The organism is Acidovorax sp. GW821-FHT09A11, from assembly GCF_059418365.1.
This window is the reverse complement of record NZ_JBWKPS010000004.1, coordinates 1-14110: the sequence shown is the minus strand read 5'-3', so window position 1 is coordinate 14110 and position 14110 is coordinate 1. Positions and strand designations below refer to the sequence as shown.

Here is a 14110-nt window from a genome sequence, read left to right as displayed (position 1 = left end):
AGCCGCGGGCCAAGGCCCCACAAGGCCGTTGGCGTGGAAAAGCGGACCACCGGACCGCTTTCCTCCCTTTGCCGCTCACGCGGGCCGAAGCCACTGCTCCAGCTGCCGCGCCACGCCCGCATCGCCCAGCAGCGCCAGATGGCCCATCCGGTGGAACACGGCCTGCCGATCCTTGGCAAAACCCAGGGTCCGCCGCGCATCATCGTGGATGCCCAGGGCACTGTGCAACGGCACCAACCCGTCGCCGACCAGCCGCTCGGCCACCGGACTGCGCCGCGCGGCCAGCGTGGCGGCGACGGCATGGCAGGCCACGCCCTCGGGCAGCGGCACCGGAACGCGCCGGTCAGGCTGCCGGTGAAAGCGGTCGCGCCCCTGCCCGTCGGATTCCAGCACGTGGCCGTGGCGCAGGTCGGTGATGCCCGCGCTGCGCAGCTGCGCCAGCCGTGCGAAGGGGCGCGAATACGGCGTGCTGCCCAGCAGGATGTCCACCCAAAGGCCGGCTTTTTCCAGCGGCGCGCCATGGTGGGGCGTGCCCAGGCACACCAGGTGGCGCAGCAGCGCCGGCCAGCCCAGCCCCTGCGCCACCGCCTGGTGGCACGCACTGCGCGCGACCAACCCGCCCATGCTGTGGGCCAGCACCGCCACCTCCGTCACGGGCACCGGCCAGTCCCTCACGAGGGATTCCAGCTGCGCCGCGAGCTCCGCGCCATTGGCGCAGGTGTGCAGGCCCGTGTTGTAGCGCAGGTAGACCGGCGTGCAGCCCAGCGCCTGCGCGAGGTAGGCGCCATGGTCATGGCCGCCGTGCCGCCACTGCAGATCGTTCATGCACAGGCCGTGGACCAGCACCAGCACCTTGCCGGTGGCCGCGCCGCTGGCGGCCAGGGCGGGCAGGTCGAGCGGCAGCCCCTCCCGGTGGAACCCCATGCGGGTGCACAGCGGGTTGCCGTCGCGCTGGAGGCGGTCCCCCATCACGCCGTTGAGGGCGGCCAGCACGGCCTCGCGCTCCCACTGCACGCCGGTGTGCGGCACGGCCGGCTCGAAAAACGGCTCCAGCCGCGCCAGGCCCGCCTGCAGCCCCGCATCCACGAGCCATGTCACGCCCCGAATGCTCTGGTAGACCAGCCCCGTGAGGCCCCGCGCCTGCCCGGGCTGCGCCCCGCCAGGCAAACCCAGGGTGCCCAGCACCGACTGGTGCACGCCCTCGGCCACGCGGCTGATGCCCGTGGTGGCCTGCGTGACCAGCCGTGCCACGCCGCGCAGGTCGGAAACGCGCAACTGCCGCAGGGGGCCAGGCGTGGAGGGTTCGGCGGGGCGCCTTGCCCCGGGGCCGGCTGCATTGGCGCCGCGGCGCGGTGATGGGGACATGGGTGGAAAGGCTCCGTTCAGGAATGGTCAAGCGACACAGGAAGAAGCCGGGGCGCCCGGCCTGTCAGAACCGTTCGCCGGGAGAAAGGTAGCGCCACTGCCCGACCGGCAGGTTGCCCAGGGTGACACGGCCGATGCGAATGCGCTTGAGCCCCACCACCTTGAGCCCCACCAGCTCGCACATGCGGCGGATCTGGCGCTTCTTGCCTTCGGTGAGCACGAAGCGCAGCTGCTCGGGGTTCTGCCAGTCGACCTGGGCGTGCTTGAGCGGCTGGCCGTCGAGCGCCAGGCCGTGGCACAGCCGCGCGAGCTGTTCGCGCGGGAAGGCCGACTGCACGTCGGTGGCGACATCGCCGTACTGCACGCGCACGAGGTACTCCTTGTCCACCGTGGAGTCCTCGCCGATGAGCTGGCGCGCCACACGGCCGTCCTGGGTGAGAACGAGCAGGCCCACCGAATCGATGTCCAGCCGCCCGGCCGGCGCCAGGCCACGCAGCTGCGGCGGCGAGAACCGGTTGCGGCTGGGGTCGTCGCGCCAGTGCGTGCGGGGGTTGATCAACGCCACGGCGGGCGTGTGGCCGTCCTCGGCCTGCCCGCTCACATAGCCCATGGGCTTGTGCAGCAGGATGGTGACGCGCTGCTCCTGGAACCCCTGGGCGACCTTGTCGACCTCGATGCGGTCGGTGGGCAGCACCTGCACGCCCATCTCCGCGACCTCGCCATTGACCTTGACCCAGCCCTGGGCGATCCAGTCATCCGCCTCGCGCCGGGAGCACATGCCCAGCTCGGCCATGCGCTTGTTCAGGCGGGAGCTGACCAGGCCGTTGGGTGCCACGGTGCGTGCGGCAGGCGGGGGTACCTGCCGCACCGGCGCGACAAAGCCACCCGACGCCGTGCGGTAGGTGGGCGGTGCGAGCGCGCGGGAGGGCCGGGGCGGCGGCGCGGGACGGGCGGGCGCTGCCTTGGCCGCCTTGGCTTCGATGACGGGACGGCGAAGCACGGGGCGCGGCGCGGGTGCGGACGGGCCGCCGGCATCCGGGGCGGGAGCCGCTGCGGGGCCGGCGGGCGGACGGGAACTGGAAGAGGACATTGCGCGTATTTTCGCCTGTGGGCCGCACGGGCCTTGCGGGCCCGGCGCGGAAAGGCCGGCCGGCGGTGCCTCTGCGGCATCCGCCTCCGGTGAAAAACCGGACAGCTTACCCCTGGCGCGCCTGCCAGGCCAGGAAATCATCGACGGGCAGGGGCCGTGCAATGTGGTAGCCCTGCGCCTCGTCGCACGCCAGTGAGCGCAGCCGCTCCAGGATGTCCGCGGTTTCCACGCCCTCGGCCACCACGCTGAGCCCCAGGTTGTGCGCCAGGTCGATGGTCGAGCGCACGATCATCGCGTCGTCCTCGCCCGCCGCCATGCCCATCACGAACGATTTGTCGATCTTGAGCTCGTCCACCGGCAGGCGCTTGAGGTAGGCCAGCGAGGAGTACCCCGTGCCGAAATCGTCGATGGAGAGCTTGAAGCCCTGCTGGGACAGGCGGTTGAGCATGGCCTCGGCGCGCTGGGGGTCGTCCATGATGGCGCTTTCGGTGATCTCCAGGCAGAAGGCGCTGGCGGACACGCCATGGCGCACCAGGATGTCGGCCAGCCGCGCGCTGAGCTCCGGGTCCAGCAGGTCGCGCGTGGACAGGTTGACCGAGACCCTGAGCGGCAGGCCCCGGGTGCGCGGGTCGGCCAGCAGGCGCGCGACCTCCTCGAACATCCACAGCGTGAGCTGGCGCACAAAGCCCGTTTGCTCGGCGAACGGGATGAACTGCATGGGCGGCACCAGGCCGCGCTGCGGATGCTGCCAGCGCACCAGGGCCTCGGCGGCCAGGCCGGGCTGGCCGCGCAGCGCCACCTTGGGCTGCAGGTACAGGCGCAGTTCGCGGTGTTCGACGGCGCGGCGCAGTTCGGTCAGCAGGGACAGGGTCTGCGTGCTGGCCGAATCGAACGACGCGTCGTACTGCAGCGCCCCGCTGAGCTTGCGCTTGGCGGCGTACATGGCGATCTCGGAACGGCTGAGCAGCGTGTCGGCATCGTCCGCGTCGCCTGGCCAGCAGGCAATGCCGATCCCGGCGCTCAGGTCCACCGTCTGGTCCTCGAAGGCCAGCGGCTCCTCGAACGAGCGCGTGATGCGCAGCGCGGTGTCGTGGGCGGCGGCCGCATCGGCGCCCTGCAGCAGCACGGCGAATTCGTTGCCGCCCAGGCGTGCCACCATGTGGCCGGGCAACGGCACCTGCTGGCGCAGGCGCTCGGCCACGGCCTGCAGCAGGCGGTCGCCGAAGGCATAGCCGAGCACGTCGTTCACATGCTTGAAGCGGTCCAGGTCGAGCGTGAGCACGGCCAGCGGCTGCGGTGGCCCTGCCGCCACGCCGCCCGCGCCCGCGATCGCCTGCACCACCGCTTCGCGAAAGCGCTCCCGGTTGGGCAGTCCGGTGAGCCGGTCCCAGTAGGCCAGGCGGCGGATTTCCGTTTGCTGCGCGCCGATGTCCACGCGCATATGGTCGAACGAGCGCGCGAGGTTGCCGATCTCGTCGCTGCGGGCGGTGTGCGCCAGCGGCACGTCGTACTCGCCGCGCGAGAGGCGCTGCGTGGCGGCCAGCAGCGAGCGCAGCGGCGTGGTCAGGCGCTGCGCCACCAGCCCCGTGCCCACCGCGAACAGCAGCACGCCGGCGACGGTGATGATGGCCAGCAGCACCTGCAGCTGGCGGTAGGGCGCGAGCACCTCGTCCACCGAGCGCAGCAGCAGCGCCTGCACCTCGCCGCCCACGCTGTGCAGGCGGATGGTGCGCGCCAGCAAGGTGCCTTCCGGCGTCTGCAGTTCACCCGAAGCAATGCCCTGGCGCTGCAGCAGCGCCAGCGGGCCGGGCGGCAGCGTGCTCACGGGCACCTGGACCGAGCCGTCCGCGCCCTGGACGACCAGCGCCACATGCACCGACAGCAATTGCCGCATCTCGTCGGCCAGCGGCTGGTGGATGGGAAAGCCCATCAGCACCCAGCCGATGACCACCGGTGCGCGCAGCGGCACCATCACGAACTGGTAGGGCACGCCGTCCATCACCGCGATCTGGCTGCCCTGGGCCTGCGCAGCCAGCGGCGGCACCAGTTCGCGCAGGGTGGCCGGAAACGCCTCCATGCTGCCCGACAGGCTGACCGCGCGCAGCGTGAGGTCGGTGCCCAGCAGCGCCGTCACGGCGGCGCCGATGCGGCTGCCGTGGTTCTCCAGCACGGACTGGATGGTTTCCTCGTCGCCCGAATTCACGGCGGAGCGAAAGCCGTAGTCGGCCGCGAGCAGGGCCGAGCCCTGGCGCAGCTTGTCGGCGTTCTGCTCGAGGAGCCGGCGCCAGACGTTCTCGTCCAGGTCCAGGGCCTGGGCGATCTGGGCGCGCGCATTGCGCTCGATGGTGGCGCGCACCACCGCAAAACCCGCCGCCTGCACGATGAGCAGCAGCAGCAGCGAGAGTCCCACCAGCCGCAGGATCAGGCTGCGCCGCAGCAGGCGCAGCTGCATCAAGGCTGCAACCCCGCCAAACGCACCGACGCGGCGGCGCCGCCGGCGGCGGGCACCGTCAGCGCCTGCTCCTGCGCGGGGGCGCCCACCGGCAGCCGCGTGTGCCAGGCGCGCAGCGTGTAGGTGCCGGGCGGCACATTGTCGAGCTGCGCCCTGCCCGTGGCGGCGGAGCTGCGCGCGTAGTGCGGGGTGTCCACCACCAGGATCCAGCCCACCATCTGGTCGTGGATGTTGCAGCCGAGCACCACCACGCCCGGCCGGTCGAACAGCACGGGATTGGAGGGCGTACCGGTGTAGAGCTTGAGCTCGAATTTCTTGGCGGGCGAGAACGAATAGACGTGGTGGCGCACCGAGTCATGGTTGGGGAAGCGCACCTCGGTGCCCACCGGCACCACGAGCACGCCGGGCACGAACCTTCGCTTCTCCTGCGCCATCTCCACACCGGCCAGCGGCCGGGCCTGCCGGGCCGCGTCGGCCGAGTCGAGGAACACCACGGCGTCGGCCAGCGGCTTGCCCGCGGTGTCCAGCACGTCCACCTGCACCGTGGCACCCCGCGCCGCCGTGGCCAGGCCCGCCATGCACGCGCCGGCCAGCAGGAACGCGGCCACCGGGCGCCCGGTGCGGCGCGCGGGAAAGCAGGCATGCGTCATGGTTCGATGGCCATGCCCAGCAAGGGCGCGCCCTCGCCCACCCTGCCCAGCGCACGGGTGGCGCCAGTGTCCAGGTTCACCAGGTGCAGCCGCGTCTGGCCGTCGGCCGGCGTGCGCACGGCGATCAGCGCGGTGTTGCCGACATCCGAGATGTCGAACGACACATCGGTCAGGGGCCCCAGGCCCAGCGGCCCCACGGTGCGCAGCTGGCCGGTGTTCGGCGACACCACGGGCGTGGCGCCTTCCCGCGAGCCCTGCGTCACCAGCACGCCGAGCGCACGGTCGATGGCGTAGTTGGTGGTGAGCTTGCCGTCCTGCGCGTTGTAGGTATAGGCGGCGCCCGCGATATCGGGCGCGCGGCCGGCGTTCGTGTCGCTCCAGGCATAGCGCAGGGCCGGGTCGGGCTGCACGCCCTCGACGGCCGGGTCGCCGTCCACCACGGCGCCGGTGTCCGGGTGCAGCCGCAGGTTCTGGCCCGCGTTCGAGACGACGCGGATGCGGTCGGCCACGGGGTTGAAATCAAAGCCGAAGGCCGTCCCCCGCAGGGCCAGGACGGCCGGCGTTGGGCCCACGGGGCGCAGGGCCCCGGTGGGGATGTCGAGCGTGTACAGCCGCCCCGCCTGCGAGAGCGCATACAGCACGCCGCGCGCCACGCGAAAGTCCAGGCCCACCAGTCGCTCGCCCGAGGCCAGGCCCGTCACGGAGCGGCGCTCCAGGATGCGCTCCGGCTGGCCGGCATGGAAGGTGATGAGCTCGTGCGACGCCGTGACCGCGACGACCAGTTCGCGCTGGTCCGGCGCGGGTGCCGTGGCGCAGCTGGCGAGCGCGGCGACCACCAGCGCGGCGGCGGCGGCGCGGCACGCCAGGGGGAGGGAAAGCGGGTTCATCCTGAGGCCTCACATCTGTAACGGGTTTATACATGATGGGGTGCGCCACCGGGGGCCACCGGCCAACGAAGCACCCGTCAAGTGCTACCAATCAAATAGCAAAAAACCCAATGCAGTACACCGATTTGCCGTATTTTCCCTCATTTTCCACAGCCTCCCCCCCGCCTTCTGCCCTGCGGGAGTGGTGCACGCCCTGGAAGGCCATTTGTAACAAACACCCATGCACAACGGGCATGGCGCCATCCGCAAGCCTCATGACACTTCTTGTCAATTCTGCCTACACTGCCCTGGGCCGGCGTGCGGGGCGCGGCCGCCGGCCCGGCTGATGCGGGCCCCGTTATTGCTTTGCCTTGTGCATCCCGATCCATTGCACCCAGAGACCTCAAGGAACACCATGCCGGCCGCTTCATCACTCAAATCCCTGTCGATCTCCAGCCGGCTCGGCCTGGGCTTCGGCTGCATGCTGGTGCTGGTGGTGGCCGTCGCTGCCGTGGGCCAGCTTTCCGTGGGCAAGGTGCATGAGCAGATGCGCCAGGTCACCGGTGCCGGCGCCAGCAAGTCCAAGCTCGTCAACGGCATGCTGGAGAGCGTGAGCGCCATCGGCATCCAGAGCCGCTCGGCGGCCATGCTCAACGACATCGACCCCAAGCAGGCACACGAACAGATCGCTGCCATTTCCGCGACGCTCAAGGAATACGGCCGCCAGGAAACCGCCCTGGGCGAACTCCTCACCCCCGCCGGCGCCACGCCCGCCGAGATCAAGCTGCTGGGCGAGGTGCAGGCGCTGGGCCGCAAGGCGCGCCCCGAGCTCGACAACGCGATCAAATCGGCCGACGACGGCGACACGGTGAGCGCGACCCTGGCACTGATGACCCGCGTGGCGCCCGTGGAAACCGCGTGGCGCGCCAAGCTGCGCGAACTCATCGAGCTGCAGAACAGCCTCAACGCCGACGCCACGGCCTCGGCCGAGCAGACCCAGAGCAACGCCCGCATGGTGGGCGGCCTGCTGGTGCTGCTGGCCATCGGGCTCGGCGCGCTGATCGCGTGGCGCATCACCGCCAGCATCACCGCCCCCATCGGCCGCGCCGTGGTGGTGGCGGAACGCATCGCGCGCGGCGACCTCACCTCGCAGGTGGAAGTGCGCATCCAGGACGAAACCGGCCGTCTGCTGGAAGCCATCGCCGCCATGCAGGAGCGCCTGCGCACGCTGGTGGGCGAGATCGGCCAGACCGCCGACTCCATCCTCGTGGCCAGTTCGGAAGTCGCCTCGGGCAACCTGGACCTGAGCCAGCGCACCGAGCAGACCTCGCACAATCTGCAGGGCGCGGCCACCGCGCTGGTGGACCTGACCGGCACCGTGTCGCAAAGCGCCGACTCGGCCCGCCAGGCCAACCAGCTCGCCTCCACCGCGTCCGACGCGGCCACGCGCGGGGGCGAGGTGGTGTCGCAGGTCGTGCGCACCATGGACACCATCAGCGCCAGTTCGCGCAAGATCGCCGACATCATCAGCGTGATCGACGGCATCGCCTTCCAGACCAACATCCTGGCCCTCAACGCCGCGGTGGAAGCCGCCCGCGCCGGCGAACAGGGCCGGGGCTTCGCCGTCGTGGCGGGCGAAGTGCGCAGCCTGGCCGGCCGCTCGGCCAATGCCGCGCGCGAGATCAAGGCCCTGATCGGCGCCAGCGTCGATCAGGTGCAGGAGGGCAGCACCCTGGTGAACCACGCGGGCAAGACCATCGAGGAGCTGGTGCTGTCGGTGCGCCGCGTGTCCGACATCATGGGCGAGATCACCGCCGCCACGCAGGAACAGAGCCAGCGCATCGGCCACGTGAGCCATTCGGTGGGCGAACTCGAGGAAATGACGCAGCAGAACGCCGCCCTCGTGGAGGAAGGGGCCGCGGCGGCCGACAGCCTCAAGGACCAGGCGGGCCGCCTCACCCAGATGGTGGGCACCTTCCGCCTCACGCGCGACGGCGGCGGCGAGAACCACTGGAGCGGCGGCGCGGCCTCGCCCGCGCCGGTGCCCGTACCGGCGCCCCCGCAGCGCGCCAGCCTGCAGCCCCCTTCGCGCGGCCAGCAACCCTCGCTGCCGGGCTGAGGCCCGCCGCCGCTCAAACGCCCTGCTGCAGCGGGAAGATGCTCGAGCGCAGCGCCAGCAGATCCAGCACGCGCAGGCCGCCGTATTCCACCCGGATCGCGCCCTGCGCCTCCAGCGCCGCCAGCGCCTCGTTCACGCGCTGGCGCGACAGGCCCACCAGATAGGCCAGCTCCTGCTGCGTGATGCGCAGCACCTCCCCCACGCCGGGGTACAGCACCGGGTTGAACAGCGATGCCAGGCTGCGGGCCACGCGCACGTCGGGGTTGTTCAGGCGGTCGATCTCGCGCGCGGCGATGAACTGGCCCAGCCGCTCGTTGAGCTGGTTCATCACGAAGCGGTTGAAGCCGATGGAGTGGTCCAGCAGCCAGTGGAAGCTGTCGATCGGCAACCCGGCCACCACGCTCTTGCGCAGCGCCTGGATGTTGTAGCGATAGGGCTCGCGCTTCAAGGCCGTGCCCTCGCCAAACCAGCCCCCGGGCGGCAGGCCGGCGTAGGTCATGGTCTGCCCCTGCGCGTTGTCGCTGCTCATCTTGAGCAGGCCCTCCACCACGCCAAACCAGTAGGTCACCGGCCGCCCCACCCGGCAGACGTAGTCGCCCGCGTTGGCGTCCCCCACCAGCAGCGACGCCACGGCCCGCTCGCGCTCGGCGGGCAGCAGCAGGCTCAGCCAGGGTATGCCGCCGAGCTCGTCCACCGTGGGCGGCCGGCGCCGCTGGTGGAGCGAAAGATCCTGGTTCATGCGTGAGTCCATGGCGGTGCGGGTCCGGGGGAGAGCAACAAAGGGGGCATGCGATGCGGGAATACCACGACCCGGATTGTCGTCAGAACGACAAAAAAATGTCAATTGTGACAGGATGATGTCGCCTCCCCAGCAGCCGATGCGCCCGCCTGGGCCACCCGAGGAGACACGCATGCCCGACAACCACCCGCCCGCAGGCCTGGCACGGCCAGCCATCCGCCCTTCGCCACGCCTTGCCCGGCGCCAGCTGCTGGCCGCGGCCGTCAGCCTGCCCTGGCTGGGACTGGGCAGCGCCCGCGCGCAGGAAGGGGCCATCCGGATTGCACAGTCCACCGCCCTCACCGGCCCGCTGGGCGATCTCGGCTCGGCCATGCACCAGGGCGCCAAGGCGGCGTTTGCGGGCATCAATGCACGGGGCGGCATCCACGGCAAGACCATCGAGCTGGTCACCCAGGACGACAGCTACGACGTGCCCAAGGCGCTGGCCAACGTGACGCAGTTCCTGGCCGATCCGGGCACCTTCGCGCTGTTCAACTGCATGGGCACGCCCATGATCGACGCCATGCTGCCCAAGGTGGTCGACAGCGGGATCCCGTTCTTCGCGCCGTTCACGGGCGCGCAGCTGAGCCGCACCAAGAGTGCCCGCAACGTGTTCAACATCCGCGCGAGCTACGCCGACGAGGCCGAAAAGCTGGTGCAGCACCTGTCCACCATCGGCATCCAGCGCATCGGCATCGTCTACCAGAACAACTCGTTCGGCAAAGAGGTGTTCACCGCCGCCAAGCAGTCGATGGACCGCCTCAAGCTGCCCGAGGCGCTGACCGTGACGGTGGAGAACAATGCCTCGGACGCGGGCACGGCGGCGGCCAAGCTGGCGGGCGGCAACCTCGAGGCCATCGTGATCGGCCTGGCGGGCAAGCCCACGCTGGAGTTCGTGAAGGCGTTCCGCGCCATCAAGCGCGGCGTGACGCTGTATGCGCTGTCGGTGATGGGCACGCCCGCCACCGTGAAGGCCCTGGGCGCGGACGCCACGGGCATGGCGATCTCGCAGGTCGTGCCGCTGCCCTCCAATGCGGTCATGCCGGTGGTGCGGGACTTTCAGGCGGCCTGGAAGGCGGCGGGCGCCACCGCAGAACCTTCGCACCTGGCGCTGGAGGGCTACATCAACGCCCGCGTGTTCGCCGAGGCACTGCAGCGCGCGGGGCGCAACCCCACGCGCGCCGCCTTCATCGATGCCACCTGGAACCTCAAGAAGTGGGACCTGGGCGGCTTCGAGATCCATGCCACCACCCCGGACCGCAACGCCTCGCGTTTTGTCGAGCTGACGCTGGTCGGGCGCGACGGGCGCTTCCTGCGCTGAGCCCGGGCCTCGGCGGCCTTCGGCCGTTCTGCCCTCCCCCGGCCACCGGACGGGCGCCGCCCGCCCCGTGGCGCGGGCGGAATCAGGGCACCTGAACCACCACCGCGGCGGACAGGGGGCCTTCGTTGCCGGACGCATCCAGCATGCTGACCTGGTAGCTGTGGCTGCCGCTGGGCGCGGTGGTGTCGGTGTAGGCCGGATCGGTGACCGTGGCGATCGCCACGCCGTCGCGGTACACCCGGTAGCTGGCGGCACTGCTTGCAATGAAGGACTTCTTGACCGCCTGCATCTGCGGGTTGGTGCCGGACTGCGGCAGATAGCCGTAGTTGATGGTCCACACCAGCGTGCCGCCCAGGCCCTGCTCGCGCACCCATTTGCCCTTCTCGGCGATGGAGCGCTCATCCTCGAAGCTCAGGTAGGTGACCGGCGTGGAGCCCCGGTACCAGGGCTGCGAGTACGTGATGTACCCCTGCTTGGCCACGTCGTCCCAGCGATATGCGGCGCCGGGCTGCCCGAAGGCGTTTTCCTCCACCAGGCGCTGGTAGTTGTTCATCCAGTCGCCGTTGTCCACCCAGCCCTGCATGCCCGTGAGGTCCTGGCGCGGCCCCGTCACCGGACGGGGGTAGTACACGCCGTAGAGCCCGATGCCAATGCCCAGCTTGGTGCGCGGTACGCCCGCGCTCAGGTAGGCCTGCACCGTGGAGGCGATGGACGTGGGGTGCAGGTCGCCCTCGCCGAACAGGGGGGAGTGGTGCCACGACTTCCAGCCCCAGTCGCCCGCCATGCTGTAGGTCATCAGGTTGTACTGGTCCACCAGCTCGGCCACCTGGGCGTGCCAGGGCGTGATGTCCGGCTGGTTCTTGTTCACCCAGAAGCCGGGCCAGCTCAGTTCCAGCGGCGCGTTCGGCGCCTGGTAGCGGGCACGCAGCGCCGAGGCGGCGCGCAGCTCGCGCAGCAGCGCCAGGGCCTGGGCGCGGCCGACCTCGGTGTCCAGCTTTTCTTCCCAGTCGATGTCCACGCCGTCGTAGTTTTTCTGCACCGCCTTGTCGAGGATGTTCTTGATGAAGCGTGCGCGCACCGTGGGGTTCGCCGTGGCGGCGATGAACCCCGCGCCATCGCTGTCCCCGCCCACCATCATCACCGCCTTGACGCCCGCCGCATGGGCCTTGGCGATCAGCGCGTCCTCCACGTTGGCCAGATGGCCCGTTCCGGCGCCCTCCAGCAGATCGCCCGCCTGTCCGCCGGGCAGCGAGCCCAGCGCGGGCGCATAGCGGCCGAACACGAAATGGGTCATGGTGGTCATGTCGACGGCGTCCGGCGGGAACAGGTTCCAGAACCAGCCCGCGTAGTAGCCATTGACCCACTTACCGCTCTTGGTCACGGGGTTCCAGCCAACACGCACGCCCTGCTGGGTGGCCGTGGCGGTGACGCCGCCCACCGGGGGCAGCGGGTTGCCTGCGTCCACCGTCACGTTGACGAGCGCGCTGGTGGCCTGGCCCGCGCTGTTGACGCACTCCAGCGTGTAGGCGGCGCTGGCGGCAGGACTGACCTGCTCGCTGCCCTGCACCGGGCGCGCACCGCTCCAGCCACCCGAGGCGGTGCAGCCGGAGGCGTTCTGAGACTGCCAGTCCAGGCGCGCGCTTTCTCCCGGCCGGATGCGGCTGGGCGTCGCGGCGAAGCTAGCGATGGTGGGGGGCACCGGCGGCGGGCTGTTGCGCACGAGGATCACCGTGGAGGCCCCGGTGGCATCTCCCTGCGCGTTGCTGCAGCTCAGGCTGTAGGTGGTCGTCACCACCGGGCTGGCGGGGGCGGTGCCGCTGACGGGGCGGTCGCCGCTCCAGCCGCCGGATGCCGTGCACGTGGCGGCGTTCTCGGTGCTCCACGCCAGGGTGCTCGTGGCGCCAGCGTCAATGGTGCCCGGGTCCGCCCCGAACGACAGGATGCGTGGCGGCGCGGGCGGCGGCGGCTCGGCCCCGCCTTCGATGACGAGCTGGGCCAGGCCTTCTCCGCCGGCCTCGAAATACTCCATGCGCACCGTATGGTTGCCGGCCGCCAGGGGCAGTTCGGCCACGTCCATCGTGATGCCGTGCGGGGTCCAGTTGTCGATCACCCGCTGGCCGTTGACGAACACGCGCACGCCATCGTCGGTAAACGTCACGAACCGGGCGGTGCCGGCCGCAAAGGGCACCGAGGCCGTCCAGCGCGCGGAGAAACCATCCACCGGCAGCCGGGGGTCGGGGCTGTCGGTCATCCAGTAGCGGTCGATCGGCCCCTCTTCGCAGCGGGTCAGCGCCGGTGCGCCGGACAGTCCGGTATTGGGAAAGTACTCCGCCAGCCACTGGCCCGGCGCGCAACTGACCTGCGCTATCGCGCTGCCGCCGGCCAGCATCCAGGAGGCGGCCAATAGCCGCAGCAGGGTCCCTGCATGGCGGGACCGGATGCGCCAGGAACGCGCTGCGCGCTCCCTCGCCGCTGGTAGATGGGGCATGGTGAAATTTCTCCTGGAAGACAAGGCAAAGGGCAAAAGAAAACAAAAACGCCGCGCGGCAGAACGGTGTGATTCCTGAATCAAATGTGGCTTTGACGCTTGTCCCATATTGATTCTTTGCTATTGGATTTATACCGGCAGCAGGCACGGCGCTTTGGCGGCGGCAGGCAGGAGCGCAGGCCTTGCAGGCAGCGCTCCGCCACCGGGCCCATTGTCCGAAGCGGTGCGCGGCAAATCCATCCGACTGATGTCCTACGACCTTGTGCGCCGGGTCGTAAGACCCGCTCCACCCCCCCACCCCGAACGCGGCGCGCGGCAGAAAGGCGTGGCCGCCCCGTGCACCGGCGCGGGCTCCCCCGGTGGCGCACCGCGGTCCACCGGGCCGCACGGAGCCCAGGCGTTCGCCGCCCTGCGGCGGCGACCAGCCCCGCAAAAGCGCGTTCAGCGCGGCCCGCGCCAGGAGAGCAAAAGAGTCCACGGCCGCGCCACGGGCGGCCCTGGTGGAGCGGCAGGCGTCATGCAGACGCACCGGCCGGCATCCCAGGGGGTGCCGGCGCCCCGGGGACGCCCTATTGCGCGGCCACCGCGTACCGGTAGCCGCGGAAGGTCCAGACCGTGCGCCCCGGCTCGATCTTCTCCAGCACCAGGCCCGGCGCGGCCTGGTCGCCCTCGTGCAGCACCTGCCCGTTGACGATGGCCATGCGGTACACCGGGTTGCTGGAATGCGTGGCCCCCGTGACCTTGAGCGCGGGCAACTGCGCGCGCAGGGTGTCCGGCAGGTCGGTCTGGGCGAACACCGGGCTCGCGGGCGGCGGCGCAGCGCCGGGGTCCTGCGTGGAGCGCGGGGCAGACCCGTTGGCTGGGAGCGGCGCGCCAAGCGACTCACGCGGGCGCGCCGGATCGGCCACCGGCGCCCGTGCGGCGGGTGGTGCCACCACCACCGCGGCCACAGGCCGCTCGCGCTCACGCGCGGTGCCGCCG

Annotated in this window: 10 protein-coding genes; 2 read left to right on the top strand and 8 right to left on the bottom strand. The window is 70.9% G+C overall.

Annotated elements, in window-relative coordinates; translation table 11 throughout:
• Nucleotides 1-75: 75 nt before the first annotated feature.
• The 5 genes from AC07PV_RS11160 to AC07PV_RS11140 all read right to left on the bottom strand — a co-directional run bounded on the left by AC07PV_RS11160 (nucleotide 76) and on the right by AC07PV_RS11140 (nucleotide 6444).
• Complete coding sequence (locus AC07PV_RS11160) at nucleotides 76-1365, bottom strand: esterase/lipase family protein (RefSeq protein ID WP_494630264.1); 1290 nt, start codon at nucleotides 1363-1365, stop codon at nucleotides 76-78.
• Between the two features lie 64 nt (nucleotides 1366-1429).
• Nucleotides 1430-2455 (bottom strand): pseudouridine synthase, encoded by a 1026-nt coding sequence (locus tag AC07PV_RS11155; protein WP_494630263.1) that lies wholly within the window; start codon nucleotides 2453-2455, stop codon nucleotides 1430-1432.
• Between the two features lie 106 nt (nucleotides 2456-2561).
• On the bottom strand, nucleotides 2562-4907 hold the full coding sequence (locus tag AC07PV_RS11150) for a putative bifunctional diguanylate cyclase/phosphodiesterase (protein ID WP_218293064.1): 2346 nt from the start codon (nucleotides 4905-4907) through the stop codon (nucleotides 2562-2564).
• A complete protein-coding gene (locus AC07PV_RS11145; RefSeq protein ID WP_218294373.1) occupies nucleotides 4907-5485 on the bottom strand; it encodes a methylamine utilization protein in 579 nt (192 codons plus the stop codon). The genes AC07PV_RS11150 and AC07PV_RS11145 overlap by 1 nt, the downstream gene beginning before the upstream one ends.
• A 68-nt stretch (nucleotides 5486-5553) precedes the next feature.
• On the bottom strand, nucleotides 5554-6444 hold the full coding sequence (locus AC07PV_RS11140) for a DUF4394 domain-containing protein (RefSeq protein ID WP_494630262.1): 891 nt from the start codon (nucleotides 6442-6444) through the stop codon (nucleotides 5554-5556).
• Nucleotides 6445-6838: 394 nt separating this feature from the next.
• On the opposite strand from AC07PV_RS11140, the gene AC07PV_RS11135 reads away from it, so the two are divergent.
• Nucleotides 6839-8542: a methyl-accepting chemotaxis protein gene (locus AC07PV_RS11135; protein ID WP_218293062.1), complete on the top strand. Its 1704-nt coding sequence runs from the start codon at nucleotides 6839-6841 to the stop codon at nucleotides 8540-8542.
• A gap of 13 nt (nucleotides 8543-8555) precedes the next feature.
• On the opposite strand, the gene AC07PV_RS11130 is transcribed toward AC07PV_RS11135, so the two are convergent.
• Nucleotides 8556-9293 (bottom strand): Crp/Fnr family transcriptional regulator, encoded by a 738-nt coding sequence (locus AC07PV_RS11130; protein ID WP_218293061.1) that lies wholly within the window; start codon nucleotides 9291-9293, stop codon nucleotides 8556-8558.
• 160 nt (nucleotides 9294-9453) lie between these two features.
• Here AC07PV_RS11130 and AC07PV_RS11125 point away from each other — a divergent pair, with 160 nt between their 5' ends.
• Nucleotides 9454-10641: an ABC transporter substrate-binding protein gene (locus tag AC07PV_RS11125; RefSeq protein ID WP_492254525.1), complete on the top strand. Its 1188-nt coding sequence runs from the start codon at nucleotides 9454-9456 to the stop codon at nucleotides 10639-10641.
• An 82-nt stretch (nucleotides 10642-10723) separates the two neighbouring features.
• Here the strand turns inward: AC07PV_RS11125 and AC07PV_RS11120 are convergent, their stop codons facing one another.
• Together AC07PV_RS11120 and AC07PV_RS11115 are read right to left on the bottom strand one after the other, a co-directional pair.
• Nucleotides 10724-13129, bottom strand: coding sequence for a glycosyl hydrolase family 18 protein (locus tag AC07PV_RS11120; protein WP_492254524.1), 2406 nt, complete (start codon nucleotides 13127-13129; stop codon nucleotides 10724-10726).
• Between the two features lie 569 nt (nucleotides 13130-13698).
• On the bottom strand, nucleotides 13699-14110 hold a 412-nt coding region (locus tag AC07PV_RS11115; RefSeq protein ID WP_494630260.1), incomplete at its 5' end, for a general secretion pathway protein GspB.